The following is a 15,232-nucleotide window of genomic DNA, read 5'->3' as shown; positions in this document are numbered from 1 at the left end:
GTGAAGGAACTGCGCCGCCCCGAGCGGCTCGCCCCCGGTGCCCGGGTGGCCGTCGTCGCGCCCAGCGGACCCGTGCCCGAGGAACGGCTGCAGGCCGGACTCGGCCTGCTGCGCGGCTGGGGCCTGGACCCGGTGGTCGCACCGCACGTACTGGACCGGCACGACACGTTCGACTACCTGGCGGGAAAGGACGCCGACCGCGCCGCCGACCTGCAGAACGCCTGGTGCGACCCCTCGGTGGACGCCGTGCTGTGCGCCCGGGGCGGGTACGGCGCGCAGCGCATGGTGGACCTGCTCGACTGGGAGGCCATGCGGGCGGCCGGGCCGAAGGTGTTCGTCGGCTTCAGCGACATCACCGCGCTGCACGAGGCCTTCGCCACCCGCCTGGGCCTGGTCACCCTGCACGGGCCGATGGCCGCCGGTGTCGACTTCGTCAAGAACGCCCGCGCTCAGGACCACCTCAGGGCCACCCTCTTCGCCCCCGAGACGGTCCGCACGATCGTCTCCGGCGGCACGGCCCTGGTCCCCGGACGGGCCCGGGGCGTCACACTCGGCGGCTGTCTGACCCTGCTCGCCGCCGGCCTCGGCACCCCGCACACCCGGCCCGGTGCGGCCGGCGGCCTGCTCTGTCTGGAGGACGTGGGCGAGGAGACGTACCGCCTGGACCGCTGTCTCACCCAGCTTCTGCGCGCCGGCTGGCTCGACGGGGTCCGCGGGCTGCTCCTCGGTTCCTGGGAGAACTGCGACACCCCCGACCGTGTCCGGGCCCTCCTCGCCGACCGGCTCGGCACGCTCGGCGTCCCCGTCGCCGAGGACGTCGGCTTCGGCCACTGCGACGGGGCGCTGACGATCCCCTTCGGCGTCCTGGCCGAACTCGACGCCGACGCGGGCACCTTGACACTCGACGAGCCCGCCCTGCGCTGAGCGGACACGGGAGCGGTGCCGGATGCCCGGCCGGGCGCGGAGCGACGTAGGACGTAGAGTGACGGGGTGCCGCGCACCGCTTCCCGCTACCTCGCCGAAGGACCCCGCGTGGGCATCCGTCCCTTCACCCTTCAGGACGGCGCCGAGTTCACCGCCCGGGTCCGGGAGAGCAAGGATCTGCACCATCCGTGGCTCTTCCCGCCGGACACGGCCGAGGCGTACGCCGCGTACGCGCGGCGGGTGACCGAGGACCCGGCGCGGGCCGGCTTCCTGGTCTGCGAGAAGGACGACGGCTCCCTCGCCGGTTTCATCACGGTCAACAACATCGTGTACGGCGCCTTCCGGTCCGGTGCGCTCGGCTACGGGGCCTTCGCGCACGCCGCCGGGCGCGGCCTGATGCGCGAAGGCCTCGACCTCGTGATCGGGTACGCCTTCGGCCCGATGCGCCTGCACCGGCTGGAGATCAACGTCCAGCCCCGCAACACCGCCTCGATCGCCCTCGCCCGCGCCTGCGGCTTCCGTCTGGAGGGCTTCTCCCCGGACATGCTCTTCGTCGACGGTGCCTGGCGGGACCACGAGCGCTGGGCGCTCACCGCCGAGATGCGCGCCTGACCCCGGCCCTCCTCCGCCCGGCCTGATGTGCGCGTTCCCGTCCGGCCGGCTCAGCCGCGGCGGTCCGCGTACTCGTACACCGTCCCGTCCGGATGCAGGGCGATCAGATTGCGGCCCACCGGGGTGGGGACCGGGCCGGCGAGGATGTGCGCGCCGAGCTCGGTCAGCACTGTGCGGGTCTCGTCGACATCCGTGACGGCGATGGTCGCCGCCACCTTGCGCAGCACCTCCAGCTGGGACTCGGGGCCGCTCATCAGAAGAAAGCAGCCGACCGCCGCCACCTGGACACCATCGCGTTCGAACCGGAGAGCTTTACTGCCCGCGAGACGTTCGTAGAACGGCACCGCCGCGTCCAGATCGTCGACGCAGACACGTAAGCTGGCTCCCAGAATCTCCATGCGTACGAGGGTAGTTGGCCATGCAACGGCGCGTGGCGCGCTGCGCGGGACCGTCCGGTTCCCGGCCGCCCGGGCCCGTGCCGGAGCGCGGTGAGGACACCGCCTCGGACAGCGCGCCGCTCACCGGCCGCACGAGTGGACGCCGGCTCTGCGCCGTGTTCCAGGGGCGGTAGGGGCCGGGATCCACAGCGCTCGGTGGTCCGAGATCCACAGCGTTGAGAAGCCGCCCTGCTGGGCCCTCCTCGCCTGCTCGACGAGGCCGGCGGGGTCGTCCTGCCCGCACGACAGGTGATGCCCGTACACGGGCACGGGCGATGCCTCCGCGGCAGGGGCGGGGGGGGATCCGCCGTGCCGGGGTGTCCGGGCGCCGCGGCGGAAAAGGCGGTGGCCCCCGGCCGCGTCGCCCCGCCCACCGGGAGCGGACGTTTGGGGGCTCGGGCCGGGGGGACGCGGAAAGTCCCTTGTCTGGCCCGCGACAGCGCCGGAGGCGAACCGTGAGTCGACCCCGCATCGTGATCGTCGGTGCCGGCTTCGCCGGCTACCGCGCGGCCCGGACCCTGTCCAGGATGTCCCGGGGCAAGGCCGAGATCACCCTGCTCAACCCGACCGACTACTTCCTGTACCTGCCGCTGCTGCCCCAGGTCGCCGTCGGCGTCCTGGAGCCGCGCCGGGTCGCCGTCTCCCTGTCCGGCACACTGCGCCGCGTCCAGCTGGTCCTCGGCGAGGCCGACGACATCGACATGGACGCCCGTACCGTGCACTACACCGACCCCGAGGGCGTGGAGGGCACGCTGGAGTACGACCGGCTGGTGCTGGCCGTCGGCAGCGTCAACAAGCTGCTGCCGATCCCCGGTGTCGCCGAGCACGCCCATGGCTTCCGGGGCATGCCCGAGGCGCTGTACCTGCGGGACCACGTGGTCCGCCAGATCGAACTCGCCGCGGCCACCGACGATCCCGAGGACTGCGCGGCCCGCTGCACCTTCGTCGTCGTGGGCGCCGGCTACACCGGCACCGAGGTGGCCGCGCACGGTGCGATGTTCACCGACTCGATGGTGCGCAACCACCCGCTGCGGGAGGGGATGCGGCCCCGCTGGATGCTGCTGGACATCGCGCCGCGCGTGCTGCCGGAGCTGGACGAGCGGCTGTCGGCCACCGCCGACCGCGTGCTGCGGCGGCGCGGCGTCGAGGTGCGCATGGGCACCTCCGTGAAGGAGGCCACGCACGACGGGGTGCTGCTGACCGACGGCGAGTTCGTCCGCAGCCGCACGCTGGTGTGGTGCGTGGGCGTACGGCCCGACCCGCTCGTCGAGCGGACCGGGCAGCCGCTGGAGCGCGGACGGCTCGTGGTCGACCCGTTCCTCCAGGTGCCGGGGCGGCCCGAGGTCTTCGCCTGCGGGGACGCGGCCGCCGTGCCCGATCTGAACCGTCCCGGCGCGTTCACGCCGATGACCGCCCAGCACGCCTGGCGGCAGGGCAAGGCGGCGGCCGTCAACGTCGCCGCCTCGTGCGGGGTCGGCGAGCGGCGTCCCTACCGTCACCGCGACCTGGGGTTCGTGGTGGACCTCGGCGGATTGCAGGCCGCCGCCGACCCGTTCGGCGTCCCGCTGTCCGGCCCGCTGGCCGGCGCGGTCACGCACGGTTACCACCTTGCGGCGATGCCGGGCAACCGGGTCCGGGTGGCCGCGGACTGGCTCCTGGAGGCCGTACTGCCCCGCCAGTCCGTCCAGTTGGGGCTCGTGCGGTCCTGGTCGGTGCCGCTGGACACGGCCTCTCCGGAGCTGGCACGCGTGCCGGGCGGGCCGCGGGGCCAGGAGGGAGACAAGACAGGCGAGGCAGGTGAGAAAGGCGCCGCCGGGTCCGGCGAGGCCGACGAGCTCGGCGGCGAGAGGCTCACCGAGATCATCGACAACACCGAGAAGGCGCAGTTGGCGGGCGCGGAGCCCGCACCGCACCGGCCCGCCCCGGAGCCCACGGCGAGCCCGCCCGGCGGTGAACCGCAGAGGAGCCGGCCCGAGCCCGCCGAGAGCCGGCCCGGGCCCGCGGAAAAGTCCGCGGGAAAGTCCGCCGGGAAGCACTCCGGAAAGGCCAGGAAGGCCGGAAAGGGCGGCAAGGCCGGAAGGGCAGGAAAGCCCGGGAAAGCAGGGGAGGCCGGAAAACCCGCGGGGAAGAGGGAGCCGGCCGCCGGGCGCCGCGGTGCCCATCCCGCCCCGGGGCCGGTCAGGCGGGACGACACACCCACGCAAGGAGATTCATGAACACCGACGAACTCGTCGAACTCGGGCAGCAACTGCGTGTCGACAGCGTGCGGGCCGCCGCCGCCGCGGGCTCCGGGCACCCGACGTCCTCCATGTCCGCCGCCGACCTGATGGCCGTCCTGCTGGCGAACCACCTCCACTACGACTTCGAGAACCCCGAGCACCCCGGCAACGACCGTTTCGTCCTGTCCAAGGGGCACGCCTCCCCCCTGCTGTACTCCGCCTACAAGGCGGCCGGCGCCCTCGACGACGAGGAACTGCTCACCTTCCGCAGGCTGGGCAGCCGCCTGGAGGGGCACCCCACGCCCCGGCGGCTGCCATGGGTGGAGACGGCGACCGGCTCCCTCGGACAGGGCCTGCCCATCGGTGTCGGCATCGCGCTGGCCGGCAAGCGCCTGGACCACGCCGACTACCGCGTATGGGTGCTGTGCGGGGACAGCGAGCTGGCCGAGGGCTCGGTCTGGGAGGCCGCCGAGCACGCCGGGTACGAGCACCTGGACAACCTGATCGCGATCCTCGACGTCAACCGGCTCGGCCAGCGCGGCCCCACCCGTCACGGCCACGACCTGGACGCCTACGCCCGCCGCTTCCGTGCCTTCGACTGGCACACCATCGAGATCGACGGCCATGACGTGGACGCCGTCGACCGCGCCTACAGCGAGGCGGTCTCCACGAAGAGGCAACCCACCGCGATCATCGCCCGCACCCTCAAGGGCAAGGGCGTCAGGGCCACCGAGGACCGCGAGGGCCTGCACGGCAAGCCGGTGAAGGACGCCGAGGAGGCGATCGAGGAACTCGGCGGCGTCCGCGACCTCCGCGTCCGGGTGCACATACCGGACTCCGCCCGCTTCCTGCACGCCGTGGGCAACGGCAGCCTCGAGCTGCCCCGCTGGGACAAGGGCGACCAGGTCGCCACCCGCGACGCCTACGGCCGGGCGCTCGCCGCGCTCGGCACCGCACGCGGCGAGGTCGTGGCCCTGGACGGCGAGGTCGGTGACTCCACCCGTGCGGAGTTCTTCGCCAAGAAACACCCCGACCGCTACTTCGAGTGCTACATCGCCGAACAGCAGATGATCGCGGCGGCGGTGGGCATGGCCCGGCGCGGCTGGGTGCCGTACGCCTCCACCTTCGCGGCCTTCCTCACCCGCGCCCACGACTTCATCCGGATGGCCTCCGTCAGCGGCGCCGGCATCAACCTCAACGGCTCCCACGCCGGAGTGGCGATCGGACAGGACGGACCCAGCCAGATGGGGCTGGAGGACCTGGCGATGCTGCGGGCCGTCCACGGATCAACCGTGCTGTACCCGTGCGACGCCAACCAGACTGCCCGGCTCGTCGCGGAGATGGCCGACCTGGACGGCGTCCGCTATCTGCGCACCTCGCGCGGGGAGAGCCGGGTGATCTACGACCCCGAGGAGGACTTCCCCGTCGGCGGCAGCAAGGTGCTGCGCGCCTCCGACCGGGACCGGCTGACGATCGTCGCCGCGGGCGTCACCCTCCACGAGGCGCTCGCCGCCGCCGACGCCCTCGGCCGGGACGGCATCGCGGCCCGGGTGATCGACCTGTACTCGGTCAAGCCGGTCGACCGGGCCACGCTGCGCCGGGCCGCCGAGGAGACCGGCTGTCTGCTCACCGTGGAGGACCACCGCGAGGAGGGCGGCCTCGGCGACGCGGTGCTCGACGCCTTCCTCGACGGACGCCCGGTGCCGCGCCTGGTCCGGCTCGCCGTCCGTACGATGCCGGGCTCGGCCTCGCCCGCCGAGCAGCTGCACGCGGCGGGCATCGACGCGGAGTCGATCGCGGCCTCCGCACGGCTGCTGGCGGAGGCGGCGGTGGTGCCGTGAGCGGCGACGCACGCACGGTACGGGCCGGCCGGCGCACGGTGGAGGTGAGCCGGCCGGACAAGGTCCTGTTCCCGGGCGGCGACGGCGCCGTCAAGGAGTACACCAAGGGCGACCTGGCCGACTACTACCGGTCCGTGGCGCCCTTCATGCTCCCGCACCTGCGGGGCCGCCCGCTGATGCTGGAGCGGCACCCGGACGGCCTGGACGGCCCGTCGTTCATGCAGAAGAACACCCCGGAGCACTACCCGGACTGGATCACCCGGGCCGAGGTCCCCAAGGAGGGCGGCACGGTCACGCACACCGTCTGCGACAGCGCCGCGACGCTCGTGTACCTCGCCGACCAGGCCTGTCTGACCCTGCACCGCTGGCTGTCCCGCACCGGGCACCTGGAGCGGCCGGATCTGCTGGTCTTCGACCTCGACCCTCCCCCGGCGTCCGAGCGGCCCGGGGGAACCTCCGAGGACGCCTTCGCGTTCGTACGGGAGACGGCCCGGCTGCTGAAGGAGCTGCTCGACGAGCTGGGGCTGCCGTCGGCGCCGATGACGACGGGCTCGCGCGGCCTGCACGTGACCGTCCGTCTCGACGGACGCCACGACTTCGACGAGGTGCGCGGCTTCGCCCGGGACGTCGCCGAACTGCTCGCCGCCGGCCACCCCGGCCGGCTCACCACCGCCGCCCGCAAGAAGGACCGCGGCGACCGCCTCTACCTGGACGTCCAGCGCAACGGCTACGCCCAGACCGCGGTCGCCCCCTACACCGTACGGGCCCGGCCCGGCGCGCCCGTCGCCGTCCCGATCTCCTGGGACCAGCTCGACGACCCGGAGCTCTGCTCCCGCCGCTGGACGATCGCCGACGCGGCCGACCAGGCCCGTACCGACCCCTGGGCCGGTGTGCCGCGCCGGGGCCGCGCCCTGGGCCCGGCCCGGCGCCGCCTCGACGCGCTGCGCGGCTGAGGCGCGCCCGCCGCGCGCGGACGGACCATCCCCGCCGGAGGACACGAAGGACACCTCCGCCCGCGAAGGTTTGGCCGGCGGCGCTGAGGCCACCCGGAGGAGAGAGGTGGCCATGGCGAATACAAGAAACCCATCGCAGGACTCACCGGAACCACGGCAAGCGCAGGAGTCACCGAGCGAAGACGACAACCGTACGGCGGCGCACCGGCCCAGGCCGATGGAGGTGCTGCGCGAGGCGCGGGCCCAGTTCGCCGAGCTGACCGGTCTGAGCGCCGAGTCCGTCACCTCCTTCGAGCAGACGGAGGACGGCTGGTCCCTGGAGATCGAGGTCCTCGAGCTCGCCCGAGTGCCCGACACGATGAGCCTGATGGCGAGCTACCTGGTCGAGCTCGACCCCGAGGGACAGCTCACCGGTTACCGACGCCTCCACCGCTACGAACGCGGGCGGGCCGACGCACATCGGTCCGGCGGCCGCTAGGCCGCCCGCCCGCGCCCACCCCAGCAGTTCCGCACACAGACAAGGAGGCGCGGTCGGCATGACCGTTGTCCCGGCACAGACATCCGGCGGCGGGGGCGGCAGCAGCGGCCTCTACGACGTACTGGAACTCGTCCTCGACAGGGGACTGGTGATCGATGCGTTCGTGAGGGTCTCCCTGGTGGGCATCGAGATCCTGAAGATCGATGTGCGTGTGGTCGTCGCCAGCGTGGACACCTATCTGAGGTTCGCCGAGGCGTGCAACCGCCTCGACCTGGAGGCCGGCCCGCGCAAGAGCCCCGGCCTGCCCGAGATCGTCGGCGAGGTCACCGAGTCCGGTGCGCGCGGCAAGTCCAAGGGCGCCCTGTCCGGCGCCGCGCAGACGGTCTCCGAGGCCTTCAGGGAAGCCCGTGAGGAGCACGCGAGCGAGAGCGAGCCCCGGCCGAAGGCACGCAAGGCCGGCTCGGCGCGCAGGAGGGAGGAGCGGGAGTGAGCACCTATGTCTACGGGATCGTCTCCGCCTCGCACCCCGCCCTGCCGGAGGACCTGAGCGGTGTGGGCGACCCGCCGCGCGAGGTCCGTGTGCTCAAGGCGGGCGAGCTGGCGGCGATCGTCAGTGACGCACCCGAGGGCCTGCGCCCCAAACGCAGGGACCTGCTCGCCCATCAGAACGTGCTCGCCGAGGCCGGCGCGGCCGGCTGTGTGCTGCCCATGCGGTTCGGCAACATCGCCCCGGACGACGACACCGTCGTCGCGGTGCTCGACGAGCGCGCCGAACACTACGGGGAGCGTCTGCGGGAGCTGGACGGCAAGGTCGAGTACAACGTCAAGGGCAGCCACATCGAGGAGGCCGTCCTGCACCGCGTGATGGCCGAGAACGCGGAGCTCCGCTCCCTGGCGGAGGCCAACCGGAAGGCCGGCGGCGGCAGTTACGACGACAAGATCAGGCTCGGCGAACTGGTGGCGGCCGCGGTGCAGGCCCGTGAGGCGGAGGACGCCGACGCGGTGGTGCACGCCCTTCAGCCGGCCGCCGCCGCGGTCAGCGAAGGCCCGCAGTCCACCGGCTGGCTGGTCAACGCCTCCTTCCTGGTGGCCCGGGACCGGGCCGAACGGTTCCTGGCCGCCGTCGAACAGGCCCGCAAGGACCTGCCCCATCTCGAACTGCGCGTCAACGGCCCGCTGCCGCCGTACAGCTTCGTCGAGCTCGGCCCCGCCGAGCCGGCGGGCACCGCCATGGGCGCGGACGCGGGAGACGCGGGAGCGGAGTAAGGCCATGGGACTCATCTCCGAGGTGCTGCTGCTGCCGCTCGCTCCGGCACGCGGCAGCGCCTGGGCAATCCGGCAGGTGATCCGCGAAGCGGAGCGGATCTACTACGACCCCGCCACCGTACGGGCCGAACTGGCCCGGCTGGAGCAGCAGTTGGAGGCGGGAGAGATCACCGAGGAGGAGTTCGACCGCCAGGAGGACGAACTCCTCGACCGACTGGAGACCGGCATGCACGGGGGCGCGGGATCAGGTGAGGGGACGGCACGATGAACCGAATGGGACTTGGCCTCGCGATCGGGGCCGGATACGTCCTGGGACGGACGAAGAAGGCCAAACTCGCGCTCGCCGTGGGCAGCATGGTGGCGGGCAAGAAGCTGAAGCTCAGCCCGGGCCGCGTCGCGGAACTGGTCAACCGGCAGCTGCAGGACAACCCCCAGATCAAGGAGATCGGGGACCAGCTGCGCCAGGACCTGCGAGGGGTGGGCAAGGCGGCCTCGGGCGCGATGGTCGAACGGCAGATGACCGCGCTCGCCGACCGGCTGCACGGCCGTACCTCGCAGGTCCGCGACCAGCTCGCCGGCGTCGCACCGGAGACCGGCAAGGCCGGCAAGGCCGCCGGGACCGGTGGGAACGGCGAGGCCGACGAGGCCGACGAGGAGAGGACCGTCGAGGGCGAGGCCGAGTACGAGGACCGGGAGGGCCGTGAGGCCGAGGAACCCGAGTCCGCGGACGAGCTCGAGGAGGAACCCGAGGAGCCCCAGGAGACCGAGGAGGCCGAGGACGAACCGGTCCGGAAGGGGGCGGCGAAGAAGGCCGCGGCGAAGAAGGCCGCGGCGAAGAAACCCCCGGCCAAGAAGACCGCCAAGAAGGCGCCCGCGGGCCCACCGGCCAAGAAGGCCGCGAAGAAGGCCCCCGCCAAGAAGGCGACGAAGAAGCCGGCCGCGGCCGGCTCCCGGCCGTCGAAGGGTGGCGGTGACCGATGACCGAAACCCTCAAAGCCGCGACGTCCGCCGCCGGCAAGGCAGCGGGCAAGGCGACCGAGGACAACCCGCTGACCGACCTCGCCCACAGCGAGGCCGCCGACCGGCTCAAGGCGGAGGTGAAGGACTACCTCGCCGCCCAGGCCGAACGGCTGCTGGCCGGCACCGGCCGCAAGCTCGGCGAGGCCACCGGCAAACTGACCGACATCGCCGAGGGCAAGAGCCCCGGTTTCGGCAAGCTCGCCCTCGACGCCGGCCGCAAGCTGGCCGAGGGCAAGGGACCGCTGCGCACCGCCCTGGAGATGGGCGCCTCCCGCGCCAAGGAAAACGTCATGGGAGCGCTGAACCTCGGCGGCGACAAGAGCAAGCGCAAGAAGCGCGGGGGCAACAAGCCCATCGTCATCATCGAGTCCATCGATGTCGGCGTACCGCTGCGCACCGCCTACGACCAGTGGACCCAGTTCCAGGACTTCAGCACCTTCGCCAAGGGCGTCAAGGCCGTGAGCAAGTCCGACGACACCACCTCCGACTGGCAGCTGAAGGTGTGGTGGTCCAGCCGCAGCTGGAAGGCGCACACCGTCGAGCAGGTGCCCGACTACCGCATCCAGTGGACCTCGGAGGGCGCCAAGGGGACCACCAAGGGGGTCGTCTCCTTCCACCGGCTGGAGGAGAACCTCACCCGGATTCTGCTGGTCATGGAGTACTACCCCAGCGGCTTCTTCGAGAAGACCGGCAACATCTGGCGCGCCCAGGGCCGCCGTGCCCGGCTCGACCTGAAGAACTTCGCCCGCTTCATCACCCTCAAGACAGAGGCCGAGGACGCCTGGCGCGGAGAGATCCGCGAGGGCGAGGTCGTCCGCAGCCACGAGGAGGCGGTCGCTCAGGAGGAGCAGGAGGGCACCAGGGGCGCCGAGGAGGAGCCCGAGGGGGAGGAAGCCGCCTACGAGGAGGAAGAACCCGAAGAGCCCGAGGAGGAAGAGGGCGAGTACGAGGAGGAGGGCGAAGAGGAGCCCGAGGACGCATACGAGGAGGAAGAGGAGCCCGAGGGCGAGTACGAGGAAGAGCCCGAGGCGGAAGAGGAAGAACCCGAGGAAGAAGAGGACGAGTACGAGGAAGAGCCCGAGGAAGAGCCCGAGGAGGAAGAGGACGAGTACGCCGGAAGCAGGAGCCGCCGATGACGACCCCGAGCCGGCTGCCCGACGCGTACGGTCCGAGCAGCGGCGCCAACCTCGCCGACATCCTCGAGCGAGTCCTCGACAAGGGAATCGTCATCGCGGGCGACATCCGTATCAACCTGCTCGACATCGAACTGCTCACCATCAAACTCCGCCTCGTCGTCGCCTCGGTGGACAAGGCCAAGGAGATGGGCATCGACTGGTGGGAGAGCGACCCGGCGCTCTCCTCCCGCGCCCGTCGCGACGAACTCGCCCGGGAGAACGCCGAGCTGCGTGAGCGGCTGGCACGCCTCGAGGAACTGGAGCTGGGGCGGGAGCGCCCGGAGCAGCGCCGGCTGGACCAGGACCGCGCCCGCAAGGAGGCACCATGAGCGGACTCCGGTACGTCTATGCCGTCTGCCACCCCCTCGAGGCGCCCCTGCAGGTGCAGCTGACCGGAGTGGCGGGGGCCCCGGCCAAGCCGCTGCACCACCACGGCCTGGTGGCTGTCGTCAGCGAGGTGCCGGAGCGGGATTTCTCCGAGGAGCCCCTCCGCGCCCACCTGGAGGACCTCGACTGGCTGGCCGCCACCGCCCGTGCCCATCAGGGGGTGGTCGACGCGCTCACCGTCGTCACCACACCGCTGCCGCTCAGGCTCGCCACCGTCTTCCGGGACGACAGCGGCGTACGCTCCATGATCGAGGCCCGTGAGGACCACTTCCGCGCCACCCTGGACCGGTTGGAGGGGCGTGTCGAGTGGGGCGTGAAGGTCTACGTGGAGCCCGAGCAGTCCTTGTCGGCCGCACAGTCGGCCGCACAGCCCGCGCCGAAGGCCGCGTCGGGCCGGGAGTATCTGCGGCAGCGGCGGCAGCAGACGCGGGCGAGCGAGGACATGTGGCGGAAAGCGGAGACGTTCGCGGCCCGGCTGCACGAAGAACTCGCCGCTTTCGCGGAGGACTCCCGGCTGCACGCGCCGCAGAATCCCGCCCTCTCCGGCGTGGAGGGGCGCAATGTGCTCAACGCCTCCTACCTGGTCACGCGCCATGACTCCGAGGAGTTCGTGGAACTCGTGGACCGTGTGAAGGACGACGTCCCGGGGGTGCGCGTGGAACTCACCGGACCCTGGGCGGCGTACTCCTTCACCGGGGAGACGCCGGAAGAGCCCGGAGCACCCGGAGTACCCGGAGAACCGGAAGAACGGGGCGGGCGGGAAGCGCTGAGGGAGCCGGGGAAGCCGGGAGAGCCGGGGGAGAGGGCATGACGGTCGTCGAACGCCGTGAGATCGCCCTGGTCGACCTGCTCGACCGGCTGCTGGCCGGCGGCGTGGTCATCACCGGGGACATCACCCTGCGCATCGCGGACGTGGATCTCGTCCGCATCGACCTGAACGCGCTGATCAGCTCGGTGAACGCACAGGTGCCGTCCCCCTTCGAGGTCCTCGAGGAGCGACCATGAGCGCGCGCAGGCATGTGGAACTGGACCCCGACACGGTGGAGCGCGACCTGGTGAAGCTCGTGCTCACCGTGGTGGAGCTGCTGCGCCAGCTCATGGAGCGGCAGGCGCTGCGCCGTTTCGACGTGGGGGATCTGAGCGAGGAGCAGGAGGAGCGGATCGGGCTCACACTGATGCTCCTGGAGGACCGCATGGCCGAGCTGCGTGACCGCTACGGACTGCGGCCCGAGGACCTGAACCTGGACCTCGGGCCGCTGGGCCCGCTGCTTCCCCGGGAGTGACGTCCGGGGCGTCCCGGGGTCAGGTGTTCCTTCCTGTCAGGCGCCCTTGCCAGGCCTCCTTGCCGGGGCCGGGACAGGCCGGGGCCAGGCCTTCTGCCCGGCTTGTCAGTCCGGTTTGTCAGGTTTCTTGTCAGGCTTCTTCCCGGTCCTCTTTGCGGCACAGGATCTCTCCGTGCAGGACGGCGAACCAGCCGTCGTGCTTCCCGCCCCACTCCCGCCACGCCCGTGCCATGGCGTGCAGCTGCTCCTCGGTCGCGTGGCCGCCCGCGACGGCGAGCTCGGCGTAGGGCGACGCCAGGGTGCGGTCGGCCCACAGCCCGCTCCACCACTCCCGTTCGGCGTCGGTGGCATAGGTCCAGGTGCCGGATGTGGCCGTGATGTCGGTGAAGCCCGCCGCCAGCGCCCAGGACCGCAGCCGGCGGCCCGCGTCCGGCTCCCGGGCGCCGGCGCGGGCCACCCGCCGGTACAGGTCCAGCCAGTCGTCCAGGCCGGGCACCTCGGGGTACCAGGTCATCGCCGTGTAGTCCGCGTCGCGGACGGCGACGTACCCGCCGGGCCTCGTCACCCGGCGCATCTCGCGCAGCGCCTGCACGGGATCGCCCACGTGCTGCAGCACCTGGTGGGCGTGGACGACGCAGAAGGTGTCGTCCGGGTGGTCCAGGGCGTGCACGTCCGCCACCGCGAAGTCGACGTTGGTCAGTCCGCGCTCGGCGGCCGTGGCCCGGGCCTGCTCCAGGATCCCCTCCGCCAGGTCGACGCCGGTGACGTGTCCGTCGGGGACCAGCGCGGCGAGATCGGCGGTGATGGTGCCCGGACCGCAGCCGATGTCGAGGATCTTCATATGGGGCTTGGGCGAGCCGAGCAGATAGGCCGCGGAGTTGGCGGCGGTGCGCCAGGTGTGCGAGCGCAGCACGGACTCGTGGTGTCCATGGGTGTAGACGGCGGTTTCCCGGTGCTTCCGCATGGCTGTGCCCCTTCTTGTCGTCCCCGTCGTCCCCGTCGTCCCTGTCGTCCTCAGGGAGCACCCTCCTTGCCGTCCCACCGGGGCGGTGGGGGACACAGTACGCGCGCATACCGTATGGCGAGATGAGTGTTTCGTCATGCGGACAACGCCCTGCGGGCGGACGGCTCACCGGCCGTCGGACAGCGGCCGGTACACGGTCAGCGCCTCCGGCAGCTTCTCCAGCCGCACCTCGTCCTCCCCCTCCATCACCTCGCCGTCGTAGGCGAGGAGAGTGCCGGGCGAGAGCCCGGTCAGACGGAGACGGTGGACCTGGACCGCGGCATGGGCGGGGGACCGGGTGAGCGGGCCCGCGAGAGCGGCCGACAGCAGGCGCAGGGCCGGCTTGCGGCCCCCGTGCACCACCCGGACGTCGAGGACGCCGTCGGCCAGGTCGAGCCGGCGGCCCGGGGCGAGTCCCATGCGGTGATAGGTGCCGTTGCCGGCGAACAGCAGCCACAGCGGACGGGGCCGGCCCTGGAACTCGGCCTGCAGCGGATGACGGTCCGCGCGCAGCACCTTCAGCGCCGCCACCACCCCGGCCGGCCAGCTGCCGATCCGGCCTTCCCACAGCTCGCGCTCCCGCACCAGCTCCGGGTACACGCCCAGGCTGAACGTGTTGAGGAAGATGCCCTGCTTGCTCCCGGACCGGAAGCGGGCCACGTCCACGCGCACACCGTCCCCGTTCTCCAGGGCCCGGCTCAGGTCCCGTACGTCCTCCACCCCGAGGTCGTGGGCGAAGTGGTTGAGCGTGCCGCCGGGCAGCACCGCGAGCGGCAGCCCGTGGCGCAGGGCCACCTCGGCGGCCGTGTTCACGGTGCCGTCGCCGCCGCACACCCCGAGCACCCGCGCGCGGCCCGCGGCCTTCTCCAGCTCGGCCGGAAGGTCCCCCGGTGCGCACTCGACGACCTCCGCCTCCGGCAGGGCGTTCGCCAGCGTCCGGGCGCGGTCGGCGGTGCGTGCCTCGTTGTTGACGACGAGCACCAGGCCCTTGCCCTCGGGCAGCGCCGGAACCTCGGCGCGGGGGTGGGCCGGCGGGACCAGCTGGGCACGGGTGGGCACGACGCCCCGTACGGCGAACGCGACGCCCGCGCCCAGGGCGGCGCCGGCCAGGACGTCGCTGGGGAAGTGCACACCGGTGTAGACGCGGGAGAGCGCGACCGACGCGGCGACCGGCGCCACCGCCGCACCCCAGGCCCGGGACTCCAGGGCGACGCCGGTGGCGAAGGCGGCGGCGGACGCCGCGTGCCCGGACGGGAAGGAGGTGGTGACCGGCTGCCGCTTGAGCCGGCGCACGTTCGGCACCGTGTCCAGCTCCGGCCGGGAGCGGCGCACCGAACGCTTGCCCAGCGTGTTGATGGTCAGCGAGGCCAGGCTCAGGGAGACGAGGCCGCGGGCCGCGGCGCGGCGGGCCCGCGGGGTGCGGCTCGCCGCGATGGCGGCGGCGGCCGCGCACCACAGGATCCCGTGATTGGCGCTCCGGCTCAGCCGGGGCAGTACGGGCTCGGCACCGGGCCAGGAGCGTTCGGCCACGAACTCGAACAGCCGGCTGTCCAGGTCCAGCAGGCGACGGAGCGCGGTGCGGGCGCCGGAAGCCGGGGCGGTGAGGTCGATGTCCGGGCTCATACAGGGACCGT

18 protein-coding genes are annotated in these 15,232 nt (G+C 72.6%); 15 read left to right on the top strand and 3 right to left on the bottom strand.

The window, feature by feature from the left end; genetic code table 11:
• Complete coding sequence (locus ABD224_RS08075; RefSeq protein ID WP_344048583.1) at window positions 1–924, top strand: S66 peptidase family protein; 924 nt, start codon at window positions 1–3, stop codon at window positions 922–924.
• A 66-nt stretch (window positions 925–990) separates the two neighbouring features.
• Complete coding sequence (locus ABD224_RS08070; RefSeq protein WP_344048419.1) at window positions 991–1,536, top strand: GNAT family N-acetyltransferase; 546 nt, start codon at window positions 991–993, stop codon at window positions 1,534–1,536.
• Between the two features lie 50 nt (window positions 1,537–1,586).
• On the opposite strand, the gene ABD224_RS08065 is transcribed toward ABD224_RS08070, so the two are convergent.
• Window positions 1,587–1,934, bottom strand: a complete 348-nt coding sequence (locus ABD224_RS08065; RefSeq protein ID WP_344048416.1) for a VOC family protein — start codon at window positions 1,932–1,934, stop codon at window positions 1,587–1,589.
• A 512-nt stretch (window positions 1,935–2,446) separates the two neighbouring features.
• Here ABD224_RS08065 and ABD224_RS08055 point away from each other — a divergent pair.
• The 13 genes from ABD224_RS08055 (at window position 2,447) to ABD224_RS07995 (ending at window position 12,595) form a co-directional block, all read left to right on the top strand.
• Window positions 2,447–4,189 carry an NAD(P)/FAD-dependent oxidoreductase gene (locus ABD224_RS08055; protein WP_425580939.1) on the top strand — a complete coding sequence of 581 codons (1,743 nt, stop codon included), beginning with the start codon at window positions 2,447–2,449 and terminating at the stop codon, window positions 4,187–4,189.
• Complete coding sequence (locus ABD224_RS08050; protein ID WP_344048412.1) at window positions 4,186–6,033, top strand: transketolase; 1,848 nt, start codon at window positions 4,186–4,188, stop codon at window positions 6,031–6,033. The genes ABD224_RS08055 and ABD224_RS08050 overlap by 4 nt, the downstream gene beginning before the upstream one ends.
• Complete coding sequence (ligD, locus tag ABD224_RS08045; protein ID WP_344048410.1) at window positions 6,030–6,986, top strand: non-homologous end-joining DNA ligase; 957 nt, start codon at window positions 6,030–6,032, stop codon at window positions 6,984–6,986. Before ABD224_RS08050 ends, ligD begins: the two co-directional genes overlap by 4 nt.
• Before the next feature lie 112 nt (window positions 6,987–7,098).
• Window positions 7,099–7,464, top strand: coding sequence for a gas vesicle protein GvpO (locus ABD224_RS08040; protein WP_344048408.1), 366 nt, complete (start codon window positions 7,099–7,101; stop codon window positions 7,462–7,464).
• Window positions 7,465–7,522: 58 nt separating this feature from the next.
• The gene (locus tag ABD224_RS08035; RefSeq protein WP_344048406.1) at window positions 7,523–7,954 is read left to right on the top strand and encodes a gas vesicle structural protein GvpA; all 432 of its coding nucleotides are present in this window, start codon (window positions 7,523–7,525) and stop codon (window positions 7,952–7,954) included.
• Window positions 7,951–8,730, top strand: a complete 780-nt coding sequence (locus tag ABD224_RS08030) for a GvpL/GvpF family gas vesicle protein (RefSeq protein WP_344048404.1) — start codon at window positions 7,951–7,953, stop codon at window positions 8,728–8,730. Before ABD224_RS08035 ends, ABD224_RS08030 begins: the two co-directional genes overlap by 4 nt.
• A gap of 4 nt (window positions 8,731–8,734) precedes the next feature.
• Window positions 8,735–8,998: a gas vesicle protein GvpG gene (locus ABD224_RS08025; RefSeq protein ID WP_344048402.1), complete on the top strand. Its 264-nt coding sequence runs from the start codon at window positions 8,735–8,737 to the stop codon at window positions 8,996–8,998.
• Entirely contained in the window at window positions 8,995–9,711 is a 717-nt protein-coding gene (locus ABD224_RS08020; protein WP_344048400.1) for a DNA primase, read from the top strand. The genes ABD224_RS08025 and ABD224_RS08020 overlap by 4 nt, the downstream gene beginning before the upstream one ends.
• Window positions 9,708–10,886: an SRPBCC family protein gene (locus ABD224_RS08015; RefSeq protein ID WP_344048398.1), complete on the top strand. Its 1,179-nt coding sequence runs from the start codon at window positions 9,708–9,710 to the stop codon at window positions 10,884–10,886. The genes ABD224_RS08020 and ABD224_RS08015 overlap by 4 nt, the downstream gene beginning before the upstream one ends.
• On the top strand, window positions 10,883–11,254 hold the full coding sequence (locus tag ABD224_RS08010; RefSeq protein ID WP_344048396.1) for a gas vesicle protein: 372 nt from the start codon (window positions 10,883–10,885) through the stop codon (window positions 11,252–11,254). Before ABD224_RS08015 ends, ABD224_RS08010 begins: the two co-directional genes overlap by 4 nt.
• Window positions 11,251–12,123 (top strand): GvpL/GvpF family gas vesicle protein, encoded by an 873-nt coding sequence (locus tag ABD224_RS08005; protein WP_344048394.1) that lies wholly within the window; start codon window positions 11,251–11,253, stop codon window positions 12,121–12,123. The genes ABD224_RS08010 and ABD224_RS08005 overlap by 4 nt, the downstream gene beginning before the upstream one ends.
• Complete coding sequence (locus ABD224_RS08000; protein WP_344048392.1) at window positions 12,120–12,317, top strand: gas vesicle protein; 198 nt, start codon at window positions 12,120–12,122, stop codon at window positions 12,315–12,317. The genes ABD224_RS08005 and ABD224_RS08000 overlap by 4 nt, the downstream gene beginning before the upstream one ends.
• Entirely contained in the window at window positions 12,314–12,595 is a 282-nt protein-coding gene (locus ABD224_RS07995; RefSeq protein ID WP_344048390.1) for a gas vesicle protein K, read from the top strand. The genes ABD224_RS08000 and ABD224_RS07995 overlap by 4 nt, the downstream gene beginning before the upstream one ends.
• Before the next feature lie 130 nt (window positions 12,596–12,725).
• Here the strand turns inward: ABD224_RS07995 and ABD224_RS07990 are convergent, their stop codons facing one another.
• On the bottom strand, window positions 12,726–13,559 hold the full coding sequence (locus ABD224_RS07990; RefSeq protein ID WP_344048388.1) for a class I SAM-dependent methyltransferase: 834 nt from the start codon (window positions 13,557–13,559) through the stop codon (window positions 12,726–12,728).
• A gap of 165 nt (window positions 13,560–13,724) precedes the next feature.
• Window positions 13,725–15,221, bottom strand: a complete 1,497-nt coding sequence (locus ABD224_RS07985; protein ID WP_344048386.1) for a bifunctional phosphatase PAP2/diacylglycerol kinase family protein — start codon at window positions 15,219–15,221, stop codon at window positions 13,725–13,727.
• Between the last annotated feature and the right edge of the window lie 11 nt (window positions 15,222–15,232).

The sequence above is a fragment of the Streptomyces thermoalcalitolerans genome (genome assembly GCF_039525155.1).
Classification (GTDB): Bacteria; Actinomycetota; Actinomycetes; order Streptomycetales; family Streptomycetaceae; genus Streptomyces; species Streptomyces thermovulgaris.
Note: the sequence above shows the minus strand (reverse complement) of the source record. Positions and strands in the feature narration are given on the sequence as shown.

Bases quoted from the DNA above. Each gene is read 5' to 3' on its own strand.
- ABD224_RS08065 (WP_344048416.1), bottom strand. From the start codon at position 1,934: ATGGAGATTCTGGGAGCCAGCTTACGTGTCTGCGTCGACGATCTGGAC.
- ABD224_RS08050 (WP_344048412.1), top strand. From the start codon at position 4,186: ATGAACACCGACGAACTCGTCGAACTCGGGCAGCAACTGCGTGTCGAC.
- ABD224_RS08040 (WP_344048408.1), top strand. From the start codon at position 7,099: ATGGCGAATACAAGAAACCCATCGCAGGACTCACCGGAACCACGGCAA.
- ABD224_RS08035 (WP_344048406.1), top strand. From the start codon at position 7,523: ATGACCGTTGTCCCGGCACAGACATCCGGCGGCGGGGGCGGCAGCAGC.
- ABD224_RS08025 (WP_344048402.1), top strand. From the start codon at position 8,735: ATGGGACTCATCTCCGAGGTGCTGCTGCTGCCGCTCGCTCCGGCACGC.
- ABD224_RS08020 (WP_344048400.1), top strand. From the start codon at position 8,995: ATGAACCGAATGGGACTTGGCCTCGCGATCGGGGCCGGATACGTCCTG.
- ABD224_RS08015 (WP_344048398.1), top strand. From the start codon at position 9,708: ATGACCGAAACCCTCAAAGCCGCGACGTCCGCCGCCGGCAAGGCAGCG.
- ABD224_RS08010 (WP_344048396.1), top strand. From the start codon at position 10,883: ATGACGACCCCGAGCCGGCTGCCCGACGCGTACGGTCCGAGCAGCGGC.
- ABD224_RS08005 (WP_344048394.1), top strand. From the start codon at position 11,251: ATGAGCGGACTCCGGTACGTCTATGCCGTCTGCCACCCCCTCGAGGCG.
- ABD224_RS08000 (WP_344048392.1), top strand. From the start codon at position 12,120: ATGACGGTCGTCGAACGCCGTGAGATCGCCCTGGTCGACCTGCTCGAC.
- ABD224_RS07995 (WP_344048390.1), top strand. From the start codon at position 12,314: ATGAGCGCGCGCAGGCATGTGGAACTGGACCCCGACACGGTGGAGCGC.
- ABD224_RS07990 (WP_344048388.1), bottom strand. From the start codon at position 13,559: ATGCGGAAGCACCGGGAAACCGCCGTCTACACCCATGGACACCACGAG.
- ABD224_RS07985 (WP_344048386.1), bottom strand. From the start codon at position 15,221: ATGAGCCCGGACATCGACCTCACCGCCCCGGCTTCCGGCGCCCGCACC.